The sequence below is a fragment of the Burkholderia sp. IDO3 genome (assembly GCF_003366075.1).
GTDB classification, from domain to species: domain Bacteria; phylum Pseudomonadota; class Gammaproteobacteria; order Burkholderiales; family Burkholderiaceae; genus Burkholderia; species Burkholderia anthina.
The window spans coordinates 1,960,871-1,979,684 of record NZ_CP028962.1; the positions used below are offsets into that span (position 1 = coordinate 1,960,871).

General features: G+C 68.0%; 18 protein-coding genes. 12 read left to right on the plus strand and 6 right to left on the minus strand.

Features of this window, described 5'->3' with window-relative positions; genetic code table 11:
• Nucleotide 1: 1 nt before the first annotated feature.
• The 8 genes from DCN14_RS08995 to DCN14_RS09030 all read left to right on the plus strand — a co-directional run bounded on the left by DCN14_RS08995 (nucleotide 2) and on the right by DCN14_RS09030 (nucleotide 8,364).
• Nucleotides 2-916, plus strand: a complete 915-nt coding sequence (locus DCN14_RS08995; RefSeq protein ID WP_096499867.1) for an ABC transporter ATP-binding protein — start codon at nucleotides 2-4, stop codon at nucleotides 914-916.
• Nucleotides 913-1,689 carry an ABC transporter ATP-binding protein gene (locus DCN14_RS09000; RefSeq protein ID WP_096499869.1) on the plus strand — a complete coding sequence of 259 codons (777 nt, stop codon included), beginning with the start codon at nucleotides 913-915 and terminating at the stop codon, nucleotides 1,687-1,689. The genes DCN14_RS08995 and DCN14_RS09000 overlap by 4 nt, the downstream gene beginning before the upstream one ends.
• Before the next feature lie 419 nt (nucleotides 1,690-2,108).
• Nucleotides 2,109-2,660, plus strand: coding sequence for a fimbrial protein (locus DCN14_RS09005; protein WP_096499870.1), 552 nt, complete (start codon nucleotides 2,109-2,111; stop codon nucleotides 2,658-2,660).
• Between the two features lie 112 nt (nucleotides 2,661-2,772).
• Nucleotides 2,773-3,513, plus strand: a complete 741-nt coding sequence (locus DCN14_RS09010) for a fimbria/pilus periplasmic chaperone (protein WP_096499872.1) — start codon at nucleotides 2,773-2,775, stop codon at nucleotides 3,511-3,513.
• Nucleotides 3,514-3,704: 191 nt separating this feature from the next.
• A complete protein-coding gene (locus DCN14_RS09015; protein ID WP_096499874.1) occupies nucleotides 3,705-6,302 on the plus strand; it encodes a fimbria/pilus outer membrane usher protein in 2,598 nt (865 codons plus the stop codon).
• 9 nt (nucleotides 6,303-6,311) lie between these two features.
• Nucleotides 6,312-7,265: a fimbrial protein gene (locus tag DCN14_RS09020; protein ID WP_096499876.1), complete on the plus strand. Its 954-nt coding sequence runs from the start codon at nucleotides 6,312-6,314 to the stop codon at nucleotides 7,263-7,265.
• 148 nt (nucleotides 7,266-7,413) lie between these two features.
• A complete protein-coding gene (locus DCN14_RS09025; protein WP_096499878.1) occupies nucleotides 7,414-7,668 on the plus strand; it encodes a GlsB/YeaQ/YmgE family stress response membrane protein in 255 nt (84 codons plus the stop codon).
• 360 nt (nucleotides 7,669-8,028) lie between these two features.
• Complete coding sequence (locus DCN14_RS09030) at nucleotides 8,029-8,364, plus strand: hypothetical protein (protein ID WP_096499880.1); 336 nt, start codon at nucleotides 8,029-8,031, stop codon at nucleotides 8,362-8,364.
• 22 nt (nucleotides 8,365-8,386) lie between these two features.
• On the opposite strand, the gene DCN14_RS09035 is transcribed toward DCN14_RS09030, so the two are convergent.
• The 3 genes from DCN14_RS09035 to DCN14_RS09045 all read right to left on the minus strand — a co-directional run bounded on the left by DCN14_RS09035 (nucleotide 8,387) and on the right by DCN14_RS09045 (nucleotide 11,322).
• Nucleotides 8,387-9,259: a LysR substrate-binding domain-containing protein gene (locus DCN14_RS09035; RefSeq protein ID WP_096499986.1), complete on the minus strand. Its 873-nt coding sequence runs from the start codon at nucleotides 9,257-9,259 to the stop codon at nucleotides 8,387-8,389.
• Between the two features lie 109 nt (nucleotides 9,260-9,368).
• The gene (bla, locus tag DCN14_RS09040) at nucleotides 9,369-10,268 is read right to left on the minus strand and encodes a class A beta-lactamase (RefSeq protein ID WP_096499882.1); all 900 of its coding nucleotides are present in this window, start codon (nucleotides 10,266-10,268) and stop codon (nucleotides 9,369-9,371) included.
• A 217-nt stretch (nucleotides 10,269-10,485) separates the two neighbouring features.
• Entirely contained in the window at nucleotides 10,486-11,322 is an 837-nt protein-coding gene (locus tag DCN14_RS09045; RefSeq protein ID WP_096499884.1) for a peptidoglycan DD-metalloendopeptidase family protein, read from the minus strand.
• Nucleotides 11,323-11,858: 536 nt separating this feature from the next.
• Here DCN14_RS09045 and DCN14_RS09050 point away from each other — a divergent pair.
• Complete coding sequence (locus DCN14_RS09050) at nucleotides 11,859-12,755, plus strand: LysR substrate-binding domain-containing protein (RefSeq protein ID WP_096499886.1); 897 nt, start codon at nucleotides 11,859-11,861, stop codon at nucleotides 12,753-12,755.
• A gap of 47 nt (nucleotides 12,756-12,802) precedes the next feature.
• Nucleotides 12,803-13,189, plus strand: coding sequence for an ester cyclase (locus DCN14_RS09055; protein ID WP_096499988.1), 387 nt, complete (start codon nucleotides 12,803-12,805; stop codon nucleotides 13,187-13,189).
• Nucleotides 13,190-13,210: 21 nt separating this feature from the next.
• Here DCN14_RS09055 and DCN14_RS09060 read toward each other — a convergent pair whose 3' ends face one another.
• Both DCN14_RS09060 and DCN14_RS09065 read right to left on the minus strand, forming a co-directional pair.
• Nucleotides 13,211-13,951, minus strand: coding sequence for a sulfite exporter TauE/SafE family protein (locus DCN14_RS09060; RefSeq protein WP_172441861.1), 741 nt, complete (start codon nucleotides 13,949-13,951; stop codon nucleotides 13,211-13,213).
• A gap of 128 nt (nucleotides 13,952-14,079) precedes the next feature.
• Nucleotides 14,080-15,096, minus strand: coding sequence for an aldo/keto reductase (locus DCN14_RS09065; RefSeq protein WP_096499888.1), 1,017 nt, complete (start codon nucleotides 15,094-15,096; stop codon nucleotides 14,080-14,082).
• 135 nt (nucleotides 15,097-15,231) lie between these two features.
• Here DCN14_RS09065 and DCN14_RS09070 point away from each other — a divergent pair, with 135 nt between their 5' ends.
• Nucleotides 15,232-16,143, plus strand: coding sequence for a LysR family transcriptional regulator (locus DCN14_RS09070; RefSeq protein WP_096499890.1), 912 nt, complete (start codon nucleotides 15,232-15,234; stop codon nucleotides 16,141-16,143).
• Between the two features lie 13 nt (nucleotides 16,144-16,156).
• Here the strand turns inward: DCN14_RS09070 and DCN14_RS09075 are convergent, their stop codons facing one another.
• Nucleotides 16,157-17,311: a porin gene (locus DCN14_RS09075; protein ID WP_096499892.1), complete on the minus strand. Its 1,155-nt coding sequence runs from the start codon at nucleotides 17,309-17,311 to the stop codon at nucleotides 16,157-16,159.
• Between the two features lie 394 nt (nucleotides 17,312-17,705).
• On the opposite strand from DCN14_RS09075, the gene DCN14_RS09080 reads away from it, so the two are divergent.
• Nucleotides 17,706-18,809 (plus strand): OpgC domain-containing protein, encoded by a 1,104-nt coding sequence (locus DCN14_RS09080; RefSeq protein ID WP_096499992.1) that lies wholly within the window; start codon nucleotides 17,706-17,708, stop codon nucleotides 18,807-18,809.
• Nucleotides 18,810-18,814: the final 5 nt, after the last annotated feature.

Here is an 18,814-nt window from a genome sequence, read left to right on the forward strand (position 1 = left end):
CATGCCCGTGAATTCCGTCCATGCATCCGCGCCGCTTTGCGAGATCGACGGCCTGAAGATCGGCTTTCGCGGGCACGACGGCGTCGTCACCGACGCGGTGCGCGACCTGTCGCTGACGCTCGCGCCCGGCGAACGGCTCGGCATCGTCGGCGAATCGGGCTCCGGCAAATCGCTGACGGGCCGCGCGCTGCTCGGGCTGCTGCCCGAAGCCGCGCGCTGGTCGGCGCGCACGATGCGCTTCGCGGGCCACGACCTGCTCGCGCTGTCGCCGCGCGAGCGCCGCCGCCTGTGCGGCAGCCAGATGGGCATGATCCTGCAGGACCCGAAGTATTCGCTGAACCCCGTCATGAGCGTCGCGAAGCAGATGGGCGAAGCGTTCCGCCTGCACGAGCCGGGGCTGCGCGGCCGCGCGTTGCGCGAGCGGATCGTCGATGCGCTCGCGGCCGTGCAGATTCGCGATCCGGCGCGTGTCGCCGATGCGTACCCGCACGAACTGTCCGGCGGCATGGGCCAGCGCGTGATGATCGCGATGATGGTGTCGACCGGCCCGCGCCTCCTGATCGCGGACGAACCGACGTCCGCGCTCGACGTCGCGGTATCGATGCAGGTGCTCGCGGTGCTCGACGCGATGATCGCGCGGCACGGCACGGGCCTGATGTTCATCAGCCACGACCTGCCGCTCGTGATGTCGTTCTGCGATCGCGTCGCGGTGATGTATGCGGGCCGCGTGGTCGAGACCTGCGCCGCGCGCGACCTGCGCCACGCGACGCATCCCTATACGCGCGGGCTGCTCGCGGCGAATCCGCCGCTCGCGAACCCGCCCGACGAATTGCCGGTGCTGCGGCGCGATCCGGCGTGGCTCGACGCCGCGCCGCCCGCAGCCGCGCCGGCCAAACCGCAGGAGGCCGCACGATGATCGACGTCGATCACGTCTCGATCCGTTTTCCGACCCGCACGGGCCATGTCGACGCCGTGCGCGATGCGAGCTTCGCGGTGCGCGACGGTGAAGTGTTCGGGCTCGTCGGCGAGTCGGGCTCGGGCAAGTCGACGCTGCTGCGCGCGCTGACGGGCCTCGTGCCGCTCGCGGGCGGCAGCCTGTCGATCGACGGCCGGCCGGTCGGCGGCACGCTCGAGCGCGCGTTCCGCCGCCACGTGCAGATGGTGTTCCAGGATCCGTACGCGTCGCTGCATCCACGCTTCACGGTCGACCAGACGCTGCGCGAGCCGCTGTCGATCCACAGGATCGACGACGCCGACGCGCGCATCGCCCGCGCGCTGTCCGAAGTCGGGCTCGGCCCGACGTTCCGCTTCCGCTACCCGCACCAGTTGTCGGGCGGCCAGCGCCAGCGTGTCGCGATCGCACGCGCGCTGATCGTCGAGCCGCGCGTGCTGCTGCTCGACGAGCCGACCTCCGCGCTCGACGTGTCGGTGCAGGCGGAGATCCTGAACCTGCTGCGCCGCCTGCATCGCGAACGCAACCTGACGATGATCCTCGTCAGCCACAACCTCGCGGTGATCGGCTTCCTGTGCCAGCGCGTCGCGGTGATGCAGCACGGCGAGATCGTCGAGCAACTGCGCATCGAAGACGTGCGCGCCGGACGGGTCGCACGCGACTACACGCGCACGCTGCTGCGCGCGACCGAAGGCTACCGCCGGCTCGATCCGGCCGTCGACGCGCCGGCTGCCTGACCCGCGCCGCCCGACGGCAATCCCGACCGTTCGCACGCGCGAACGTCGCATGACGCGCCGCGCCGGCAACGCGCCCGGCCGGCCCCCCTGCGCCGGCCGGGCGTTCCCGCGCCAGTCCGCTTCGAATAGCCCGTGACGCATCGCGCGACCGCCGAAATCGGCGCTCCCCGGCCGATTTCGGCGTCGGGGTAAAGGCGCTCGCCTCCCCGGGCCACGCCTGCCTGCTCCCGCCCCCTCCGCCTGAATTCCCATCCCGCCCTCAAAACTTAGTACGCGTACTAATAGAAATACGCATTGATTCGTACCAGTCACATTACAAAATTCTTACATGATTGGCACAATTCAATCCGAAACGCGCCCTACAGAGAATTAAATTCACCGCGTGCTTTCGAAATTCGAACTTTATTAGGAGTTTTCTTATGCGAATCATCAAGCGCAGCGCCATTCCGTTCCTCCTGATCGCCGCCGGCGCCGCCTTTTCGTCCGCGGCCCACGCGGCGGACGGCACCGTCAACTTCTACGGCAAGGTCATCGCGTCGACGTGCAGCGTCGAAGGCGGATCGGATCTCACCGTCCCGCTGCCGCCGGTCAGCACCTCCGCGCTCGTCGATGTCGGCTCCGTCGCCGGCCGCAGCGCGTTCTCGCTGGCGCTCAAGGGCTGCACGGTCGGCGACGACAACCCGGTGAAGGTCGGCGTCGTGTTCGAGAACGGTACGAACGTCGATCAGTCGAGCGGCCGCTTGACGATCGACGAGGGCGACAAGGCCGCGCAAGGCGTCCAGATCAACGTGCTGGATGCTCAACAGAAGCCGATTCCCATCGGCGCCCAGACCGGTGCCAGCACGCAACTCGTCGATATCGACGCCGACGGCAACGCGAAGCTGAACTACTTCGCCGAGTACTACGCGTCCGGCGCCGTGAAGGCTGGCGACGTCGCCTCGCGTGTCGAGTACTCGCTGATCTACCAGTAAGGACGAGCGTGTGGAGATCGCCGCTGCGGCGATCTCCGCCACCTCACGCCGCCCGGTGCGGAAACCGCCGTCTCCGCCCGCTTCCTGCCCAACGACCCGACTCTCCACGCCCATGAAACTGTTGAAGCTCTTCCGTACGCTGACCCTCGCCGTCACCGCATTCGCGTCGCAGGCCGACGCGAGCGTCGTGATCGCCGGCACGCGCGTGATCTTCCCGTCCAGCGAGCGCGAGGTCACGATCCAGCTCACCAACGACAGCAAGCGTCCGGCACTGGTGCAGGCGTGGCTCGACGATGGCAACAGCGGCGCGTTGCCCGAGAACATCGACGTGCCGTTCACGCTGACGCCGTCGATCTTCCGGATGGAATCCGGCCATGGCCAGACGCTGCGCCTCGTGCACACCGGCGAGCCGCTTCCTGCCGACAGGGAATCGCTGTTCTGGCTGAACGTGCTCGAAGTGCCGCCGAAAGCGTCCGCCACCGACAACCGGAACCGCATCCAGCTCGCGTTCCGCTCCCGCATCAAGATCATGTATCGCCCCGACGGGCTGGCCGGCAACGCGGACGATGCGCCCGGGCAGCTCGACTGGCGCGTGGTTCGCGTCGATAGCGGCTACGCGCTCGAGGCCAGCAATCCGACGCCGTTCGTCGTCAATTTCGGCAACGTGCTGCTGAAATCCGCCGGCCGCAAGCATGACGCCGGCATGGGCTACGTACTGCCTCGCAGCACGCAACGATTCCCGATCAAGGATCTCGCCGGCCCGCCCGCGGCAGACGCAACGGTCGGTTTCGGCAGCATCAACGACTGGGGCCGGTCAACCGACATCGAACGCCCCGTCGGCGTCGCCCCGTAACGCGACGGAGGCAGGCAGCGCGCGACACCGACGCGCAGCCTCGCTCTCCCTTTTCGCCCGTCGTCACTTCCGCCGTCCCGACCGGACGGTCCGGAATCCCCTGGATTCGCCATTCGCCGCGCAGCGACGCACACATCCGCGTCTGCGCCGGCGAAGCGCATCCGCTCGATCCACACTCTGGAGCACTGCGCATGACCACGACGCGACCGCCGCGCCCCGATGCGGCCGACCTGCCCCGCATCAAACCGATCCATCTGCTGGTGGCGGCCTGCGTCGGCGCGTGGGCGGGCGACGGTCGCGCGACGACGGCAACGGCCACCGAAGCCACGCTCGCGCAAGTCGAGTTCGACGGCGCATTCCTGCAGAACCGTCTGGGCAAGCATTTCGACGTCTCGCGCTTTGCCCAGCGCAACGTGACGGCGCCGGGCGTATATACGGCCGACATCCATGTCGGCGCCGACTGGATCGGCCGCTACGACGTGCGCTTCGCGGCCTCGCCGGATTCGGGCGACGCGCGGCCGTGCTTCGACCGCACGCTGCTCGAACGGGCCGGCGTCGATTTCGGCAAGCTCGCGCCAGAGGTGGTCGCCAAGCTCGACGGCGACCGCGCATGCCTGCGGCTCGAGCAAGCCGTGCCGGGGGCCAGTGCGGCGTTCGACTTCACGCGCCAGACACTGCAGCTCTCGATCCCGCAGGCGTTGCTCGCGCGCAAGGCGCGCGGCTACGTGAGCCCCGATCAATGGACCGCCGGCGAAACCGTCGGCCTGCTCGGTTACAACTTCAACCTCTACACGTCGAAGGCCAGCGGCCACACCGCCCAAACGCAGGGCTACCTCGGCCTGAACGGCGGCGTGAATCTCGGCAGCTGGCGCTTCCGTCACGAAGGCGCCTATTCCTGGTCGTCGCGCGGCCAGAGCCGATACCAGGGCATCGCGTCCTATCTCCAGCGCGACCTGCCGTCGCTGTCGTCGCAACTCGTCATCGGCGAAAGCTACACGTCGGGGGAACTGTTCGATTCGACGCAGTTCCGCGGCGTACGCCTGTCGACGGACGATCGGATGCTGCCCGACTCGCTGCGCGGCTATGCACCCGTGGTGCGCGGCATCGCGAACAGCAATGCGAAGGTGACGATCCGCCAGAACGACGTGACGATCTACGAGACGACCGTCGCGCCCGGCAATTTCGAAATCGACGACCTGTACCCGACCGGGTATGGCGGCGACCTGCAGGTGTCGGTCTCCGAGGCCGACGGCTCCGTGCACACCTTCTCCGTGCCCTACGCCGCCGTGCCGATGTCGCTGCGGCCCGGCATCGGCCGCTACAGCTTCGTCGCGGGCACGCTGCGCAATCCGCTCGGATCGAGCCAGCCGCTGTTTGCCCAGGCCACGTACCAGCGCGGCCTGACCAACCTGCTGACGGCCTACGGCGGCGCCACGCTTGCTGCCGGCTACGTGTCCGCGATGCTGGGCGGCGCCTTCAATACGCCGTTCGGCGCGTTCGGCGCGGACTTCACGCATGCGGTGACCTCGATCCCCGGCGCGAAGCGCTACAGCGGCTCGAGCATGCGCGTCAGCTATGCGAAGTCCGTCGAGGCGACCGGCACCGACATCGCCCTTGCCGCCTACCGCTATTCGACGGACGGCTATTTCGGCCTCAACGACGCCGTGCAGGCGCGCGATGCCGCACGGGACGGCCATTCGGCCAGTTCGGTCTGGCGTCAGCGCCATCGCGCATCGCTGACGCTCGCGCAGCGCTTCGGCACGACCGGCGGCCGCATCAACGCCACGGCATCGGCCGTGAGCTACTGGAACCGCTCCGGCTCGGACGTCAACTATTCGATTGGCTATACGAACCAGTTCCGCAACGTGTCCTATAGCCTGACGGCCACGCGGCAGCGCAACGCCGGCGGCGACATGGGCACGCTCTATTACGCCAGCGTCACGATTCCGTTCGGCCGCGAGCATCCGATGACCGTCACCGGCAACGTGTCGCGCGATACGCTCGGCCGCACCCGGCTGCAGTCGACGCTGTCCGGTTCGCTCGGCGACGATCACGCGCTGTCGTACAGCGTCAGCGCGAACCACACGTCCGGGCCGGACTCGATCACCGACGGCAGCACCAACGTCACCTACCGCGCGCGCATGGCCGAAGTCAATGTCAGCGCGGGCGCGAGCACGGACTTCCAGCAAGGCTCGCTCGGCGTGCGCGGCGCACTGGTCGCACACCGCGGCGGCATCACGTTCTCGCAGCCGGTATCCGAGACGTTCGCGATCGTCGAGGCGCCGGGCGCGGCCGGCGCGCGCATCACGAATGCGGCCGGCGTCAAGATCGACGGCAATGGTTACGCGGTCGTGCCGTACCTGACGCCATACAGCCTCAATACGGTCGCGCTCGATCCGAAGGGGATCTCGATGGACGTCGAACTGAAGGAAACCAGCCGGCAGATCGCACCGCGCGCCGGGGCGGTGCCGCTCATCCGCTTCGCAACCGACACCGGCCGTGCGGCGCTCGTTCGCGCACCGCAGGCCGATGGCACACCACTGCCGTTCGGTGCCGTCGTGCGCGACGAGACCGGCAAGGAAGTCGGCGTCGTCGCCCAGGCGAGCAAGGTCTTCGCGCGCGGACTCAACGAGCGCGGCGCGCTGACGGTTCACTGGGGCGCGGACGGCCGCTCGGTCTGCCGCATCGCCTACGCGCTGCCCGTCGCCGAACATCGCCGGCGCTCGCCGGGCATCCAGACCGCCGAGAGCGTCTGCCAGGCCGATTCGTCGCAGGCCGGCATTCAATAAGGAATCGAAATGACCCACCTTCACCCCTCGTCCGCATCGACCCGGGCCGCGCGCCGGGCACGCGCGATCGCGGCCGCGTCGACCTTTCTGCTCGCATGGGCCGCATGGACGACCGACGCGGCCGCAGCCTCGCTCTACGCATTCGGGCAGGCAACGGTTTCGAGCCCGGCAAGCGCGACGCCCGGAACGGTCGTCGCCCGTCATTACTTCACGCCGCAGGACGTGTGCGGCGCGAGCACCTGCCAGATCACGAGCATCAAGATGTATCCCAAGGGCGGGGTGTGGGTCGCCGACGGCCCCGATCTGGAAACCAACGTGTCCGGCCTGTCCACGCGCATGATCGTCGACGGCAACGTGGCCGTTGCGTCGACGAAGACGACCCTGCGCAACACGCTGGAAGTCACGCTGTTTCGCGACAGCCGGCAGGCGCAGGACGGGTCGCTCAATTCCGGCATGATCAGCGCCTATTACACGATCAATTACAAATCGGGCATCCTGGGTGCGTCGTCGCCGGTTCTCCTTGCCGCGAAGGTCGCCTTCATCAACGGAACGTGCTCGATTCCCGACCAGACCGTCACGCTGCCGCCCGTGCAGCAGCGCGTGTTCAACGGCGTGGGCTCGACCGCCGGCGCGACCGATTTCCAGGTTCAGTTGAACAACTGCCCGGCCGGCTACAACCGAATCGGATACCAGTTGTCCCCGCTGGACGACGTGGTCGCCGGCACGCCGGGCACCATGCAGTTGCGCCCGGACGCCACGGCCAGCGGCATCGGCATCCATATCGCCGACGCCGCGACCGGCCAGCCGCTGACGCTGCAAAAATCGCACACGGTGACGAGCTACAATCCGGCCACCGGCGGATCGCCGTCGATTCGACTCCGGGCGTCCTACCTGCAAACGGCCGCGAAGATCGGCGGCGGTTCCGTTCATGCCGCGGCGCAGGTCCTGCTCGACTATCAATGAACGGCATGCGCCCCCGGACAATGCGGACATCCGCACGACACGGCGCAATGCGATACTCGCGCTGCCGCACGCCAGATTGCCGACGCCGGGAACCCCGGCGTGCCGCACCGGTCCACTTCTTTTCGTCAACAGCTACAGGGAGGCATTCATGCTGCAATTCATCGAAACCCTGGTGGTCGGGCTCATCGTCGGCCTCCTCGCACGCGCGCTCAAGCCCGGCGACGACAAGATGGGCATTCTGATGACCATCGTGCTCGGCGTCGTCGGCTCGCTCGTCGCGGGCTACGTCGGCCGTGCCGCCGGCTGGTACGCACCGGGCCAGGGCGCCGGCTGGATCGCGTCGATCATCGGCGCGATCGTGCTGCTCGTGATCGTCGGCGCGATACGCAAGCGCGCAGGCTGACCGCCGCACCGCACCGCATCCCCCCCGGACGGCCGCTCATTCGAGCGGCCGTTTCCTTTCGGGTCGTCGCGATTCGCCGGATCGCGGACTCGTTGAGTTCTCAACGATCGACCTGCGCGCGCCGTATCCAGCGACGCCCGTTCCGCGAGCCTACGCCACCGGCAATACCCTGACTTGCGGGCGCACAAATTTGGGATAAATTGATTGGAGGCATGCGGCGTCATTGGCTTATTGCCGTTATTTCAGGTTTTTCATTCAAGAGGTTCGATGAAGTTGCCGTTTACGCACTCAGCATCGCAGCGTTGACGGACTGCCATTCGAGCGGCCCCGCTGCGACGCGCTTCCTCTCTGGAGCCCGTCATGAAGCATCGCCTGTTTGCCGCCTCGTTCGCCCTGGCTGCCGCGCTTCTGGCCTCGTCCCCTTCATTTGCCGCCGGCACGTCCGGCATCATTCACTTCACCGGCATGATCGTCGAGCCGCCGTGCGCGTTCGCGCTCGATACGGCCGACGCCGCGCAGGCGCGCGTGCGCCCCGACTGCCCGCGCCCGGCGAGCGGGCAAGTTGCGTTCGTCGACGCGGCGAGCCTGCGTACGATCAAGACCACGACCTTTACGCAGGCCTCGCGCGCAATCGTTTTACCTGACCGCCCGGGCAACCTTCATGCACCGATGATCGCCGTCGTGACTTACCAGTGAAACGCGCCGGCGATGCCGCACGTCAGTCGCGATGGGCGGCGATCCAGTCGCTGAACGCGCGGATCTTCTGCTGGCTGGCGATGTTCTCGGGATAGACGAAGAAGTAGCGTGCGCCCGTTTCGAGCACGATGTCGAAGGGCCGCTCGAGCCGGCGTGCGCTGACATCGTCGTCGACCAGCGTCACGTCGCCGATCGCCACGCCGAAGCCCTGCATCGCCGCGTTGGTCGCGAGATCGAGCGTGTCGAAGGTCGGCCCGCGCTCCGCATCGACCGCGCGCTCGCCCGCGTGTTCGAGCCACGCGCGCCAGTCGCGATGGTCGCGCGTCGGATGCAGCAGCGTATGGCGCGCGAGATCGCCGACCGCATCGAGCGGCGACGCTTGCCGCAGTTCGGGCGCGCATACCGGCGTCAGCCGTTCGCCGAACAGCGGCAGCGCGAATACGCCCGCGCCCGGCGACATGCCGTAGACGATCGCCGCATCGAACGGCTCGGTCGAGAAATCGACGACGTGCTGCCACGCGGTCGTGATCTGCACGTGGAGATCGGGATGTTCGCCCTGGAAGCGCATGATGCGCGGCAGCATCCAGCGCATCACGCAGGTCGGCACCTTCAACGCGAGATCGGTGCGCTGCCGCGTGAGCTTCATCGAGATGTCCTCGATCCGCGCGAAGCTTTCGTCGACCACCGGCAGCAATTGCTCGCCCTCCGCCGTCAGCGTGAGGCCCTTCGCATGGCGCTTGAACAGCGGGAAACCGTAATGCGCCTCGAGCGTCTGGATCTGCCGGCTCACCGCGCCCTGCGTGAGGCACAGCTGCTCGGCCGCACGCGTGAAGCTGCGGTGGCGGGCCACCGTCGAGAAGATCTGCAACGCGTGCAGGGGCGGAAGTCGGCGCATGACGAAGCGGGTAAACGGAGAGCCGCGCGAAAAACCGCGCGCCGGCACCGGCGCGCGCTGTCCGACACGATAAGCCAAACGCCGGCTTTGCGCGAGGTGTGCCGCGCGCTCAGGCCGCCGGGATGAGCGCGCGCGATGCGATGCGCGCGGCCGACGCGACGACGTCGGCACGCGCGGCCGCATCGGCACGCGGCTGCGTGAACGAGATGGCCATCACGATCGGCGCGCGCGACGGCGGCCAGACCACCGCCACGTCGGTCGTCGTGCCGTAGCCGCCGCTGCCGGCCTTGTCCGCGATGCGCCAGCCGGACGGCACGCCGGCCGCGATCCCGGTCGCGCCGCGCGCGCCGCCGGCCAGCCACTCCGTCAATTGCGCGCGCTGCGGCTCGCCCAGCGTGTCGCCGAGCAGCAGGCGCTTCATCATGTCGACCATCGCGACCGGCGTCGACGTATCGCGCACGTCGTGCGGCGCGGCCTCGTTCAGCTCGGGTTCCCAGCGGTCGAGGCGGAACGTGGTGTCGCCGCTCTCGTGCGCGAACGCGGTCACGGACTGCGGGCCGCCGAGCACGTTCATCAGCAGGTTGCCCGCGCCCTTGTCGCCCGACTGCAGCATCGCGACGCACAGCTGCGCGATCGTCATCCCTGTGTCGACGTGGCTTTCCGTCACCGGCGAGCCGGCCACGACGTCGTAGCGGCGATACAGGATGCGGCGCGGCAGCAGCGATGCGTCGAGCGCGCCGCGCGCGAGTATCGCGGCGGCGGCGGAAACCGCATAGGTACCGCACAGCGGGAAGCGCTCGCGTGCGTGATATGCGATGCGCGTGCCGTTCGACGTATCGAGCACGGCGACGCCGAGCCGGCCGTTCGAGGCTTTTTCGAGCGTGGCGAGATCGGCTTGCGCGGCGTGGGCGCGCCCCTGGTCGGCCACGGGCGCCGACGAGCACGCGGCGACGAACGGTGCGGCGACGGCGGCGAGCAACAGCGAGCGGCGTGTCGGAGAGTGTTCCATGAATGTGTGGTGTTCTGTCGGAAACGGTGGCACGAAGCAACGCAGGCGCGCAACACGACAACACACCGATGCGCGCCGGTTCACGCCGACGGCCGGCTCGCGGCGGCATTGGCCGCGCATCCCCGAAAGACGTCCGCCTGCCCCCGATGAACGGGGTCGCATGAACAGGTTCTAGCGTAGCAGCGAGTGCGCCCGCGTTCCAGCGGTGCGACGCACGTCAGCCTTGCGACGACGGCAGGTACGACATCGGATTGACCGGCTTGCCGTCACGCCGCACCTCGAACAGCAGCGCGACGCGCGAGTTGTCGAGGTCGCCCATCTCGGCGATCTCGTCGCCCTGGTGCACGATGTCGCCGGTCTTCACCAGCAGCTTGCGGTTGTGCGCATACGCCGTCAGAAAATCCGCGTTGTGCTGGACGATGATCAGGCTGCCGTAATCGTTCAGGCCCGTGCCGGCATACATCACGCGTCCGTCGGCCGCCGCCCGAACCGGGTCGCCGGACCGCCCGGCGATCTGGATGCCACGGTTCTGCCCGGGCCGGAACGCGTCGACGATCCGCCCTTGCGCGGGCCACGTGAGCGCAACCGCCCCCGCGTGCCGCTTCGTTTCCTTCACGACCTGCCGGTCGCTCGCGGCCGACGCATCGCCGGCGGCAGCGGCCTGCTGCGTGCTGTCGGTCGAACCCGGCGCCTGCAACGGTTGCGGCCGGACGATACGCAGCACCTGCCCCGTGCGCAGCGTGCTGCGCGCGTCGAGCTTGTTCCAGGTGCGCAACTCCGCCACGCTGCAGTCGTTCGACGACGCGATGCCCGACAGCGTGTCGCCGCGCTTCACGACGTACTTCTGCGCGACGAGGATCGGCGCCTGCGCTGGCGCGGCCGGTGCGGCCGGTACGACAACCGACGGCGTCGCGGCGGACGGGCTCGGCGGCGCCGAACCCGCCAGCGTGTCGCTCGGCGGAACGGACTGCGTGCTTGCACAACCGGCCATGACGAGCACGGCGGCCAGGCCCGACAACCACGCCGCCTTGCGGTAAATCTCGTGCTGTTTCATGGACGATCGACTCCGGTTTGACAATCTTTCAAGCATCTCAAAAACGGACCGACCGACGTGTAACCGGATGCAAACAATGATGACAAACGATCACGAACCCGGCACCGGCGCAGATTTATTGCCGGAAATACGATTCGATTTGGAATAATTTCTCTGCCTTCGCGCTACCACGCGAAGGAAATTTCCCGATGCGCAATTATTTCGAATGGCTTTCAACAAACGATCGAGCGCGCGGGTCGGCGGAACAGCCAACGCCGCCCGCCCGGCTCAGCGCAGCCAGTCCACCAGTTCGGCGCACGCCCACGCGACGCCGATGCACAGGAACAGCAGGTGCAACGCGATCTTGAACGACACCACCCACGACGAATCGCCCCGCATGACAGTCTCCCCCGGTTGATATGCGGCCATGATCCGGGATCGATCGTGCCCCGAAAATGCGGAACCGGCGAACGGGGCCTCAAGCGCAGCCTGAGACCGCGGCTGCGGTTCCTGCTAACTTATCGGCCATTCCAATCCTTACGCGCCCCCACCCGACCATGCGCTTCAACCTGACCGACCTGCGGCTCTTCCTGAACATCTGCGAGGCCGGCACGATCACGAGCGGCGCCGAGCGCACCCACATCACGCTGCAGGCCGCGAGCGAGCGCATTCGCGGGATGGAGGACGAGCTCGGCGTGCCGCTGCTGCACCGGACCAAGTCGGGCGCTCAGCCGACCGACGCCGGCCTCGCGCTCGAACACCACGCGCGCACCGTGCTGCAGCAGATTGACCACATGCGCGGCGAACTGCAGCAATACGGCCAGGGGCTGCGCGGGCACATCCGGCTGCTGTGCAACACGGCATCGCTCAGCGAGTACCTGCCCGACGCGCTCGCCGCGTATCTGCCGCATCACCCGAAACTGTCGATCAGCGTCGAGGAGCGCTCGAGCCAGGAGATCGTGCATGCGATCCGCAACAAGACGGCCGAAATCGGGATCGTCGCGGATTCGGTCGGGCTCGGCGGGCTGGAACAGAAGCCGTTCCGCGAGGACTGGCTGATCGTCGTCGTGCCGGCCGCGCACGCGCTCGCCACGCGCGACGAGGTCGCGTTCGACGAGATCGCCGATGCGGATTTCATCGGGCTGACCGACGGCAGCGCGCTGCAGGTCCATCTCGCGGATCAGGCACGCGCGCTCGGCAAGCGGATCCGCTACCGTGTGCAGTTGAAGAGTTTCGACGCGATCTGCCGCGTGATCGAAAGCGGCGTGGGAATCGGCATCGTGTCGCGCCATGCGGCCGAGCGGGCGATGCAGACGATGGACGTGCGGCTCGTCGAGCTGTCCGACTCGTGGGGCCACCGCAAGCTGACGCTCTGCGCGCGATCGTTCGACGCCCTGCCGAAATACACGCAGGCGTTCGTCGCGTTCCTGTCGGGCGAGACCGCGTCGCGGTAACGCGCACCGGATCCGGCGCCCCCATCGATACCTACGGAGGCATGACCATGGCAGCAACCGATCTCGCTACCCGCTACCGTGCGTATATCGACTGCCTGAACCGGCAGGACTGGGCGGCGCTCGGCGAGCACGTCGCCGACAACGTGATCCACAACGACCGGCCGCTCGGGCTATCCGGTTATCGCGCGCTGCTGGAGCAGGATTTTCGCGACATCCCGGATCTGCACTTCGACATCCGGCTGCTGGTATGCGAACCGCCGCGCGTCGCGTGCCGGCTTCGCTTCGCGTGTTCGCCGAAGGGGACGTTCATGGGGCTCGCCGTCGACGGCACGCGCGTCACGTTCGCCGAGAACGTGATCTACGAGTTTCACGACGGCAAGATCCGGCAGGTGTGGTCGGTGATCGACAAGGCGGAGATCGAAGCGCAACTGTGACGACGCCGGCCGGCGCGACGCTCAGCGCAGCCCCGACGCGGCCATGTATGCGCCGAGCGCGATCATCCCGGCGAAGAAACAGCGCTTGAACGCCTTCTCGCTCATCACGCGGCGTGCATACTGGCCGCCGATCATCCCCGCGAGCGCCGGCACGAGCGCCAGCGCCGATACGCCGAGATCGACCGTCTGCAGTGCGCCCGTCACGCGCAGCTGCAGGCCGAGCGCGATCGTCGACGCGGTAAACGACAGCCCGAGCGCCTGGATCAGGTCGTCCTTCGACAGGCGCAGCGCCTGCAGGTACGGCACGGCCGGCACGACGAACACGCCGGTCGCGGCCGTCACGACGCCGGTCAGGTAGCCGACCACCGCCGACAGCCATTTTTCGTGACGCCCCGGCGCGGGCAGCCGCGCGGCGGCGAGCCCCCAGCAGCCGTACGCGACCAGCACGACGCCGAGCGCCGCGTGCGTCCACGCGTTGCCGGCCGCGAGCGCGGGCAGGCCGCCCGTCAGCGTGCCGATCGTCAGCCCGACGAGCAGCGGCCACAGACGACGCAGCAGCGGCCCGAACGACGGCCCGAGCCACAGCTGCCACACGTTGGTGATGAACGACGGCACGAGCAGCAGGCTCGCGGCCGCCGACGGCGGCATCGCGAGCGTGAGCAGCCCCATCGCGATCGTCGGCAGCCCGAGGCCGATCATCCCCTTGACCGCGCCGGCCAGGAGAAAGACCAGCACGATGATCGTCAGCGTATGAATGTGCATGAATGGCATTCCGTCCGGTTGAATACGGCGCCGATGGTGAACCACCGTCGCGCCGCCGGCCATCTGGTTTTGCCTGAGGCTGGCTCGGGCCCGTCAGGCGAGCCCCGTCATCCGGCCAGCCGCGTCGTTCATGCGCCGTGCGCCGGCCCCCGGCCCTGCTCGCTGTCGAGGTGCGCCATCTGCGCGGCCGGATAACGCTCGCCGGCAGCCGCCCCGGCGGGAACCGCCGCTTCGATGCGGGCGAGATCATTGACCGTTAGTTGCAATTTAGACGCCTGCAGCGCGTCCTGCAGTTGGGTGCGCTTGCGTGCGCCGATCAGCGGCACGATGTCGTCGCCGCGCGACAGCGCCCAGGCGATCGCGATCTGCGCGGGATTGCCGCCCTTCTCGCCGGCGATCGCGCGCAGCGCGTCGACCAGCGCGAGGTTGTGCGCGAGATTCTCGCCCTGGAAGCGCGGGCTGGCCGCGCGGAAATCGCGCTCGCCCTGCCGTGCCGCGCTCCAGCCGCCGCCGAGCAGCCCGCGCGACAGCACGCCGTACGCGGTCACGCCGATCCCCAGTTCGCGACAGGTCGGCAGGATGTCCGCCTCGATCCCGCGCGACAGCAGCGAATACTCGATCTGCAGGTCGGCGATCGGCGCGACGGCCGCCGCGCGGCGGATCGTGTCGGCGCCGAGTTCCGACAGACCGATATGGCGCACGTAGCCGGCCTTCACGAGATCGGCGATCGCGCCGACCGTCTCCTCGATCGGCACGGCCGGATCGACGCGCGCGGGCCGGTAGATGTCGATATGGTCGGTGCCGAGGCGCTTCAGCGAATACGCGACGAAATTCCGGATCGCCGCGGGCCGCGCGTCGTAGCCGGTGAACGCGCCGGCCGGGTCGCGCAGCGCGCCGAACTTCACGCTGATCAGCACCTGGTCGCGGGTCCGGCCGCGCAGCGCATCGCGAATCAGCATTTCGTTGTCGCCCATCCCGTAGAAGTCGCCCGTATCGAGCAACGTGATCCCGTTGTCGAGCGCCGCGTGCAGCGTCGCGATGCTTTCGTCGCGATCCGCCGGCCCGTAGAAATCCGACATCCCCATGCAGCCGAGTGCAATCGCCGAAACCTGCGGGCCCGTGCGGCCCAGTTGACGCTTGTCCATGTCCGTTTCCTTGCAGTGGTGAGTGAATGAACCGGATTCTGGGCGCATTGCCGCGCGCGATAAACACGAAACGCCCAACCAAATCATTCGACGCTGATTAACAATGGAGCCTCTGCCCATTTCCCAACGCCCCGCATGGATCATCTGCAAGCAATGCGCATCTTTGCGCGCGTCGCCCACCTCGGCAGCTTCACGAAAGCGGCCGAGCAGTTGCAATTGCCGCGCCCGACGGTGAGCAATGCCGTCCAGTATCTGGAAAAACACCTGAGGGTGCGCCTGCTGCAGCGGACCACCCGGCGCGTCGCGCTGACCGTCGAAGGTGCGACCTACTACGAGCGCTGCACGCGGTTGCTCGCCGATCTCGACGATGCCGAGACGCTATTCGACGAAGCCGGCGCGGCGCAGCGCGGCCTGATCCGCGTCGACCTGCCCGAGCGCTTCGCACTGAACGAAGTAATCCCGGCGCTGCCGGATTTCCACGCGCGCTATCCCGACCTGCGCGTCGTGCTGAGCACGTCCGACCGCTTCGTCGATCTCGTCGCCGACGGGATCGACTGCGCGGTGCGGGTCGGCGTGCTGTCCGACACGTCGCTCGTCGCGCGGCGCATCGGCGAGATGGCGCAGATCAATTGCGCGTCGCCCGGCTATCTCGCGCAATACGGCACGCCGCGCTCGCCGGACGATTTGCCCGACCACGTCGCGGTCGGCTATTTCTCGAACCGCACGGGCCGCGAGCTGGACTGGGAATATGCGGATATGGATTCGGGCGAGCTGCATACGGTGAAGATGCGCAGCGTCGTCGCGGTCAACAGCTCGCAAGCGTATCTCGCGTGCTGCGTCGCGGGCCTCGGGCTGATCCAGGCGCCGCGCGACGGGCTCGCGCCGCTCATCGAAGACGGTTCGCTGGTCGAGGTGCTGCCGGAATGGCATGCCGCGCCGCTGCCGGTGTCGGTCGTGTTTCCGCACGGCCGCCATCTGGCGCCGCGCGTGCGGATCTTCGTCGACTGGCTCGCGCAAACGCTCGGCGACACGCACCGGGCGTCATGACGGCATCGCACGCTCAGAACTTGTGGCGGATCGCGGCGCGCACCGCGAACTGGTTCGACGACGACGACGGCCCGTCGGTGCCGACGACGTAGCCGCCGTCGGCCGCCGTGCCCGTCTTGTCGCCGGCGACCTTCTGCCATGCGCCCTGCAGGTAGACGTCGGTGCGCTTGGACAGGCTGTAGTCGGCCATCAGGCCGACCGTGTGGTATTTCGGCTTGAACGAGCCGCCCGCGCCGTCGAACTTGCCGTCCGTGTACACGTACTGCGCACCGAGATAGAAATCGGGCGTGAGCTGGTACTTGCCGTTGATCTCGAAATTCTGGAACTTCGTCGCGGTCAGCCCGAGCCCGTCGAACGCCGTCGCCGGCAGGTAGATGGTCGACACCGGGTTCTTCATGTCGGTCTTCGTATAGACGAAGCCGACCGTCGCCGGGCCGAACGTATAGTTGATACCGCCGCCGAAGATGCGCAGGCGCTCGGCGACGAAATTCGCATCGTCGGACGCGATCGCGCCCGCGCTGCCGACGCCGGGGCTGTTCGCCTGCAGGTACGCGGCCGCGACCTGCAGCCCGGCCAGCGAATACTGCGCGCCGACGCTGTACTGGCGATTGGTCGAGAAGCCCGTGCTGTTGCTGAAGCTGTAGGTGCCGCCGAAGGTCAGCCCGTTCCAGTCGGCGCTCGCGTACTTGACCGTGTTGTTGACGCGGAATGAGTTGTCCGTGTTGTCGTTGTCGAACGGATGCGAGAACAGCGTGCCGCCCCAGTTGCCGTTCGCGGTCAGCGGCGCGAGGTAGTCGACGACGGAATCGTACTGGCGACCGAACGTCAGCGTGCCGAAGCGCGACGCGCTCAACCCGACGAACGCCTGACGGCCGAACATCCGGCCGCCCTGGTTGAGCCTGCCGTTGTTCACGTCGAAGCCGTTTTCCAGCGTGAAGATCGCCTTCAGCCCGCCGCCGAGATCCTCGCTGCCCTTCAGGCCCCAGCGGCTGCCCTGCGCATAGCCGCTCGCGAGCTGGTAATCCGCTTTTCCGACCCCGTTCACGTTCACGTTGTTCGTGTAGTTGAAGCCTTCGTCGATCAGGCCGTACAGCGTGACGCTGTCCTGCGCGAAGGCCGGCGCGGCGAACGCTGCCAGCGCGGCGGCAAAAATGACGTGCTTCCTCATGACGGATCTCCGGAGCCGGGTGCCGGGCAGACTTTGCGCCCGGCGAATTTGTTTGTCTGTTTTTGTCTGTTTATAGGTCAGTGGCCCGCAGGGCGGACAACGCGGTGTGCGGCCGCGCGGACAAAATGGTGTCACGTCGCAAACCGGCCGTCCATCGGGGCCGTAGCGCCGGCATGCCAAGCGTTGCGCTGATCCAACTGCCGGGCTCGCCCGCCTGCCCGACCGGGCTTGCCGGCCGCGGCTGACCGGCCCGCCATCCGCATAAACCCGGGCGATGTCGCATCGGTGGCACAATGCGCATCCGTTCGTCATTTCTTCGCGAAGTCATGCTTCACCCCGATTCATGCGCGGCGGCTGCCAGCCGCGCACGCGGCGCGCGCCGGGCGGCGGCTCGATGACCGCCGCCGCCCGGCCCGGCCGCTACGCCGAGCTCGATTTCTTCCGCGGCCTCGTGCTGCTCGTGATCGTCGTCGACCACATCGGCGGCAGCATCCTGTCGCGCGTGACGCTGCATGCGTACGCGCTGTGCGATGCGGCCGAAGTGTTCGTATTCCTCGGCGGCTTCGCCACCGCCATCGCGTACAACACGCTCGCCGAGCGCCACGACGAGGCCGCCGCGCGCCAGCGCTTCATCCGCCGCGCGTTCGAGATCTACCGCGCGTTTCTGGTGACGGCCGGCCTGATGCTGCTGATCACCGCCGTGCTGAACGCATTCTCGATCGACGGCCCGAACATGCCGACCAACGATCTCGACGGCCTGCTCCACAAGCCGCTCGCGGCGCTGCGCGACATCCTGCTGTTCCGCCGCCAGCCGTATCTCGCATCGGTGCTGCCGATGTACGCGTTCTTCGCGCTGCTCGTCCCGCTCGCGCTGCCGCTCGCGCGCACGCAGCCGTGGTTGCTGCTCGCGTTCAGCGGATCGCTGTGGTACGCGGCGCCGCATGCCGCGCGCTTCCTGCCGACCGTCGAAGGCATGCCGTGGGACTTCAATCCGTTCGCGTGGCAGTTCCTGTTCGTATTCGGCGTGATCGCGCGCTGCCAGCCCGTCTACCAGACGCTCGCGCCGAAGCCGCAGGGCTGGCTGCTCACGGCCGCGGCGCTCGCGATCGTCGCGGCCGGCGCGTACTACCGGCTGCGCGTCGAGCCGTTTCCGACCGATCCGTCGATCAAGCAGAACCTCGGCGCGCTGCGGCTCGGAAACTTCCTCGCGATCGCATGGCTCGCGGCCAAGCTCGTGCACCTCGGGTGGATGAAGAAGGTCGCGCACGCGATGCCGTGGATCGGCACGATCGGCCGGCAGGGGCTGCTGTGCTTCGTCGCCGGCACCTGCATCTCGCTCGCGGTCGATTCGCTGCTGTACCAGGCGACCGAAGGCTACCTCGACGTGCCGCTCGGCCTGACCGCCGACGTCGTCGCGATCGGTTTGCTGTATCTCGTCGCGAAGCTCTATGCGCCGTTCGTGTCGCGACTGCCGTTCCCGTTCCGTTCGCGGCGGTGACGCGC

What these genes read in the sequence shown, in the direction of transcription:
- DCN14_RS08995 (WP_096499867.1), top strand. Translation starts at nt 2, where the DNA reads ATGCCCGTGAATTCCGTCCATGCATCCGCGCCGCTTTGCGAGATCGAC.
- DCN14_RS09000 (WP_096499869.1), top strand. Translation starts at nt 913, where the DNA reads ATGATCGACGTCGATCACGTCTCGATCCGTTTTCCGACCCGCACGGGC.
- DCN14_RS09005 (WP_096499870.1), top strand. Translation starts at nt 2,109, where the DNA reads ATGCGAATCATCAAGCGCAGCGCCATTCCGTTCCTCCTGATCGCCGCC.
- DCN14_RS09010 (WP_096499872.1), top strand. Translation starts at nt 2,773, where the DNA reads ATGAAACTGTTGAAGCTCTTCCGTACGCTGACCCTCGCCGTCACCGCA.
- DCN14_RS09015 (WP_096499874.1), top strand. Translation starts at nt 3,705, where the DNA reads ATGACCACGACGCGACCGCCGCGCCCCGATGCGGCCGACCTGCCCCGC.
- DCN14_RS09020 (WP_096499876.1), top strand. Translation starts at nt 6,312, where the DNA reads ATGACCCACCTTCACCCCTCGTCCGCATCGACCCGGGCCGCGCGCCGG.
- DCN14_RS09025 (WP_096499878.1), top strand. Translation starts at nt 7,414, where the DNA reads ATGCTGCAATTCATCGAAACCCTGGTGGTCGGGCTCATCGTCGGCCTC.
- DCN14_RS09030 (WP_096499880.1), top strand. Translation starts at nt 8,029, where the DNA reads ATGAAGCATCGCCTGTTTGCCGCCTCGTTCGCCCTGGCTGCCGCGCTT.
- DCN14_RS09035 (WP_096499986.1), bottom strand. Translation starts at nt 9,259, where the DNA reads ATGCGCCGACTTCCGCCCCTGCACGCGTTGCAGATCTTCTCGACGGTG.
- bla (WP_096499882.1), bottom strand. Translation starts at nt 10,268, where the DNA reads ATGGAACACTCTCCGACACGCCGCTCGCTGTTGCTCGCCGCCGTCGCC.
- DCN14_RS09045 (WP_096499884.1), bottom strand. Translation starts at nt 11,322, where the DNA reads ATGAAACAGCACGAGATTTACCGCAAGGCGGCGTGGTTGTCGGGCCTG.
- DCN14_RS09050 (WP_096499886.1), top strand. Translation starts at nt 11,859, where the DNA reads ATGCGCTTCAACCTGACCGACCTGCGGCTCTTCCTGAACATCTGCGAG.
- DCN14_RS09055 (WP_096499988.1), top strand. Translation starts at nt 12,803, where the DNA reads ATGGCAGCAACCGATCTCGCTACCCGCTACCGTGCGTATATCGACTGC.
- DCN14_RS09060 (WP_172441861.1), bottom strand. Translation starts at nt 13,951, where the DNA reads ATGCACATTCATACGCTGACGATCATCGTGCTGGTCTTTCTCCTGGCC.
- DCN14_RS09065 (WP_096499888.1), bottom strand. Translation starts at nt 15,096, where the DNA reads ATGGACAAGCGTCAACTGGGCCGCACGGGCCCGCAGGTTTCGGCGATT.
- DCN14_RS09070 (WP_096499890.1), top strand. Translation starts at nt 15,232, where the DNA reads ATGGATCATCTGCAAGCAATGCGCATCTTTGCGCGCGTCGCCCACCTC.
- DCN14_RS09075 (WP_096499892.1), bottom strand. Translation starts at nt 17,311, where the DNA reads ATGAGGAAGCACGTCATTTTTGCCGCCGCGCTGGCAGCGTTCGCCGCG.
- DCN14_RS09080 (WP_096499992.1), top strand. Translation starts at nt 17,706, where the DNA reads ATGACCGCCGCCGCCCGGCCCGGCCGCTACGCCGAGCTCGATTTCTTC.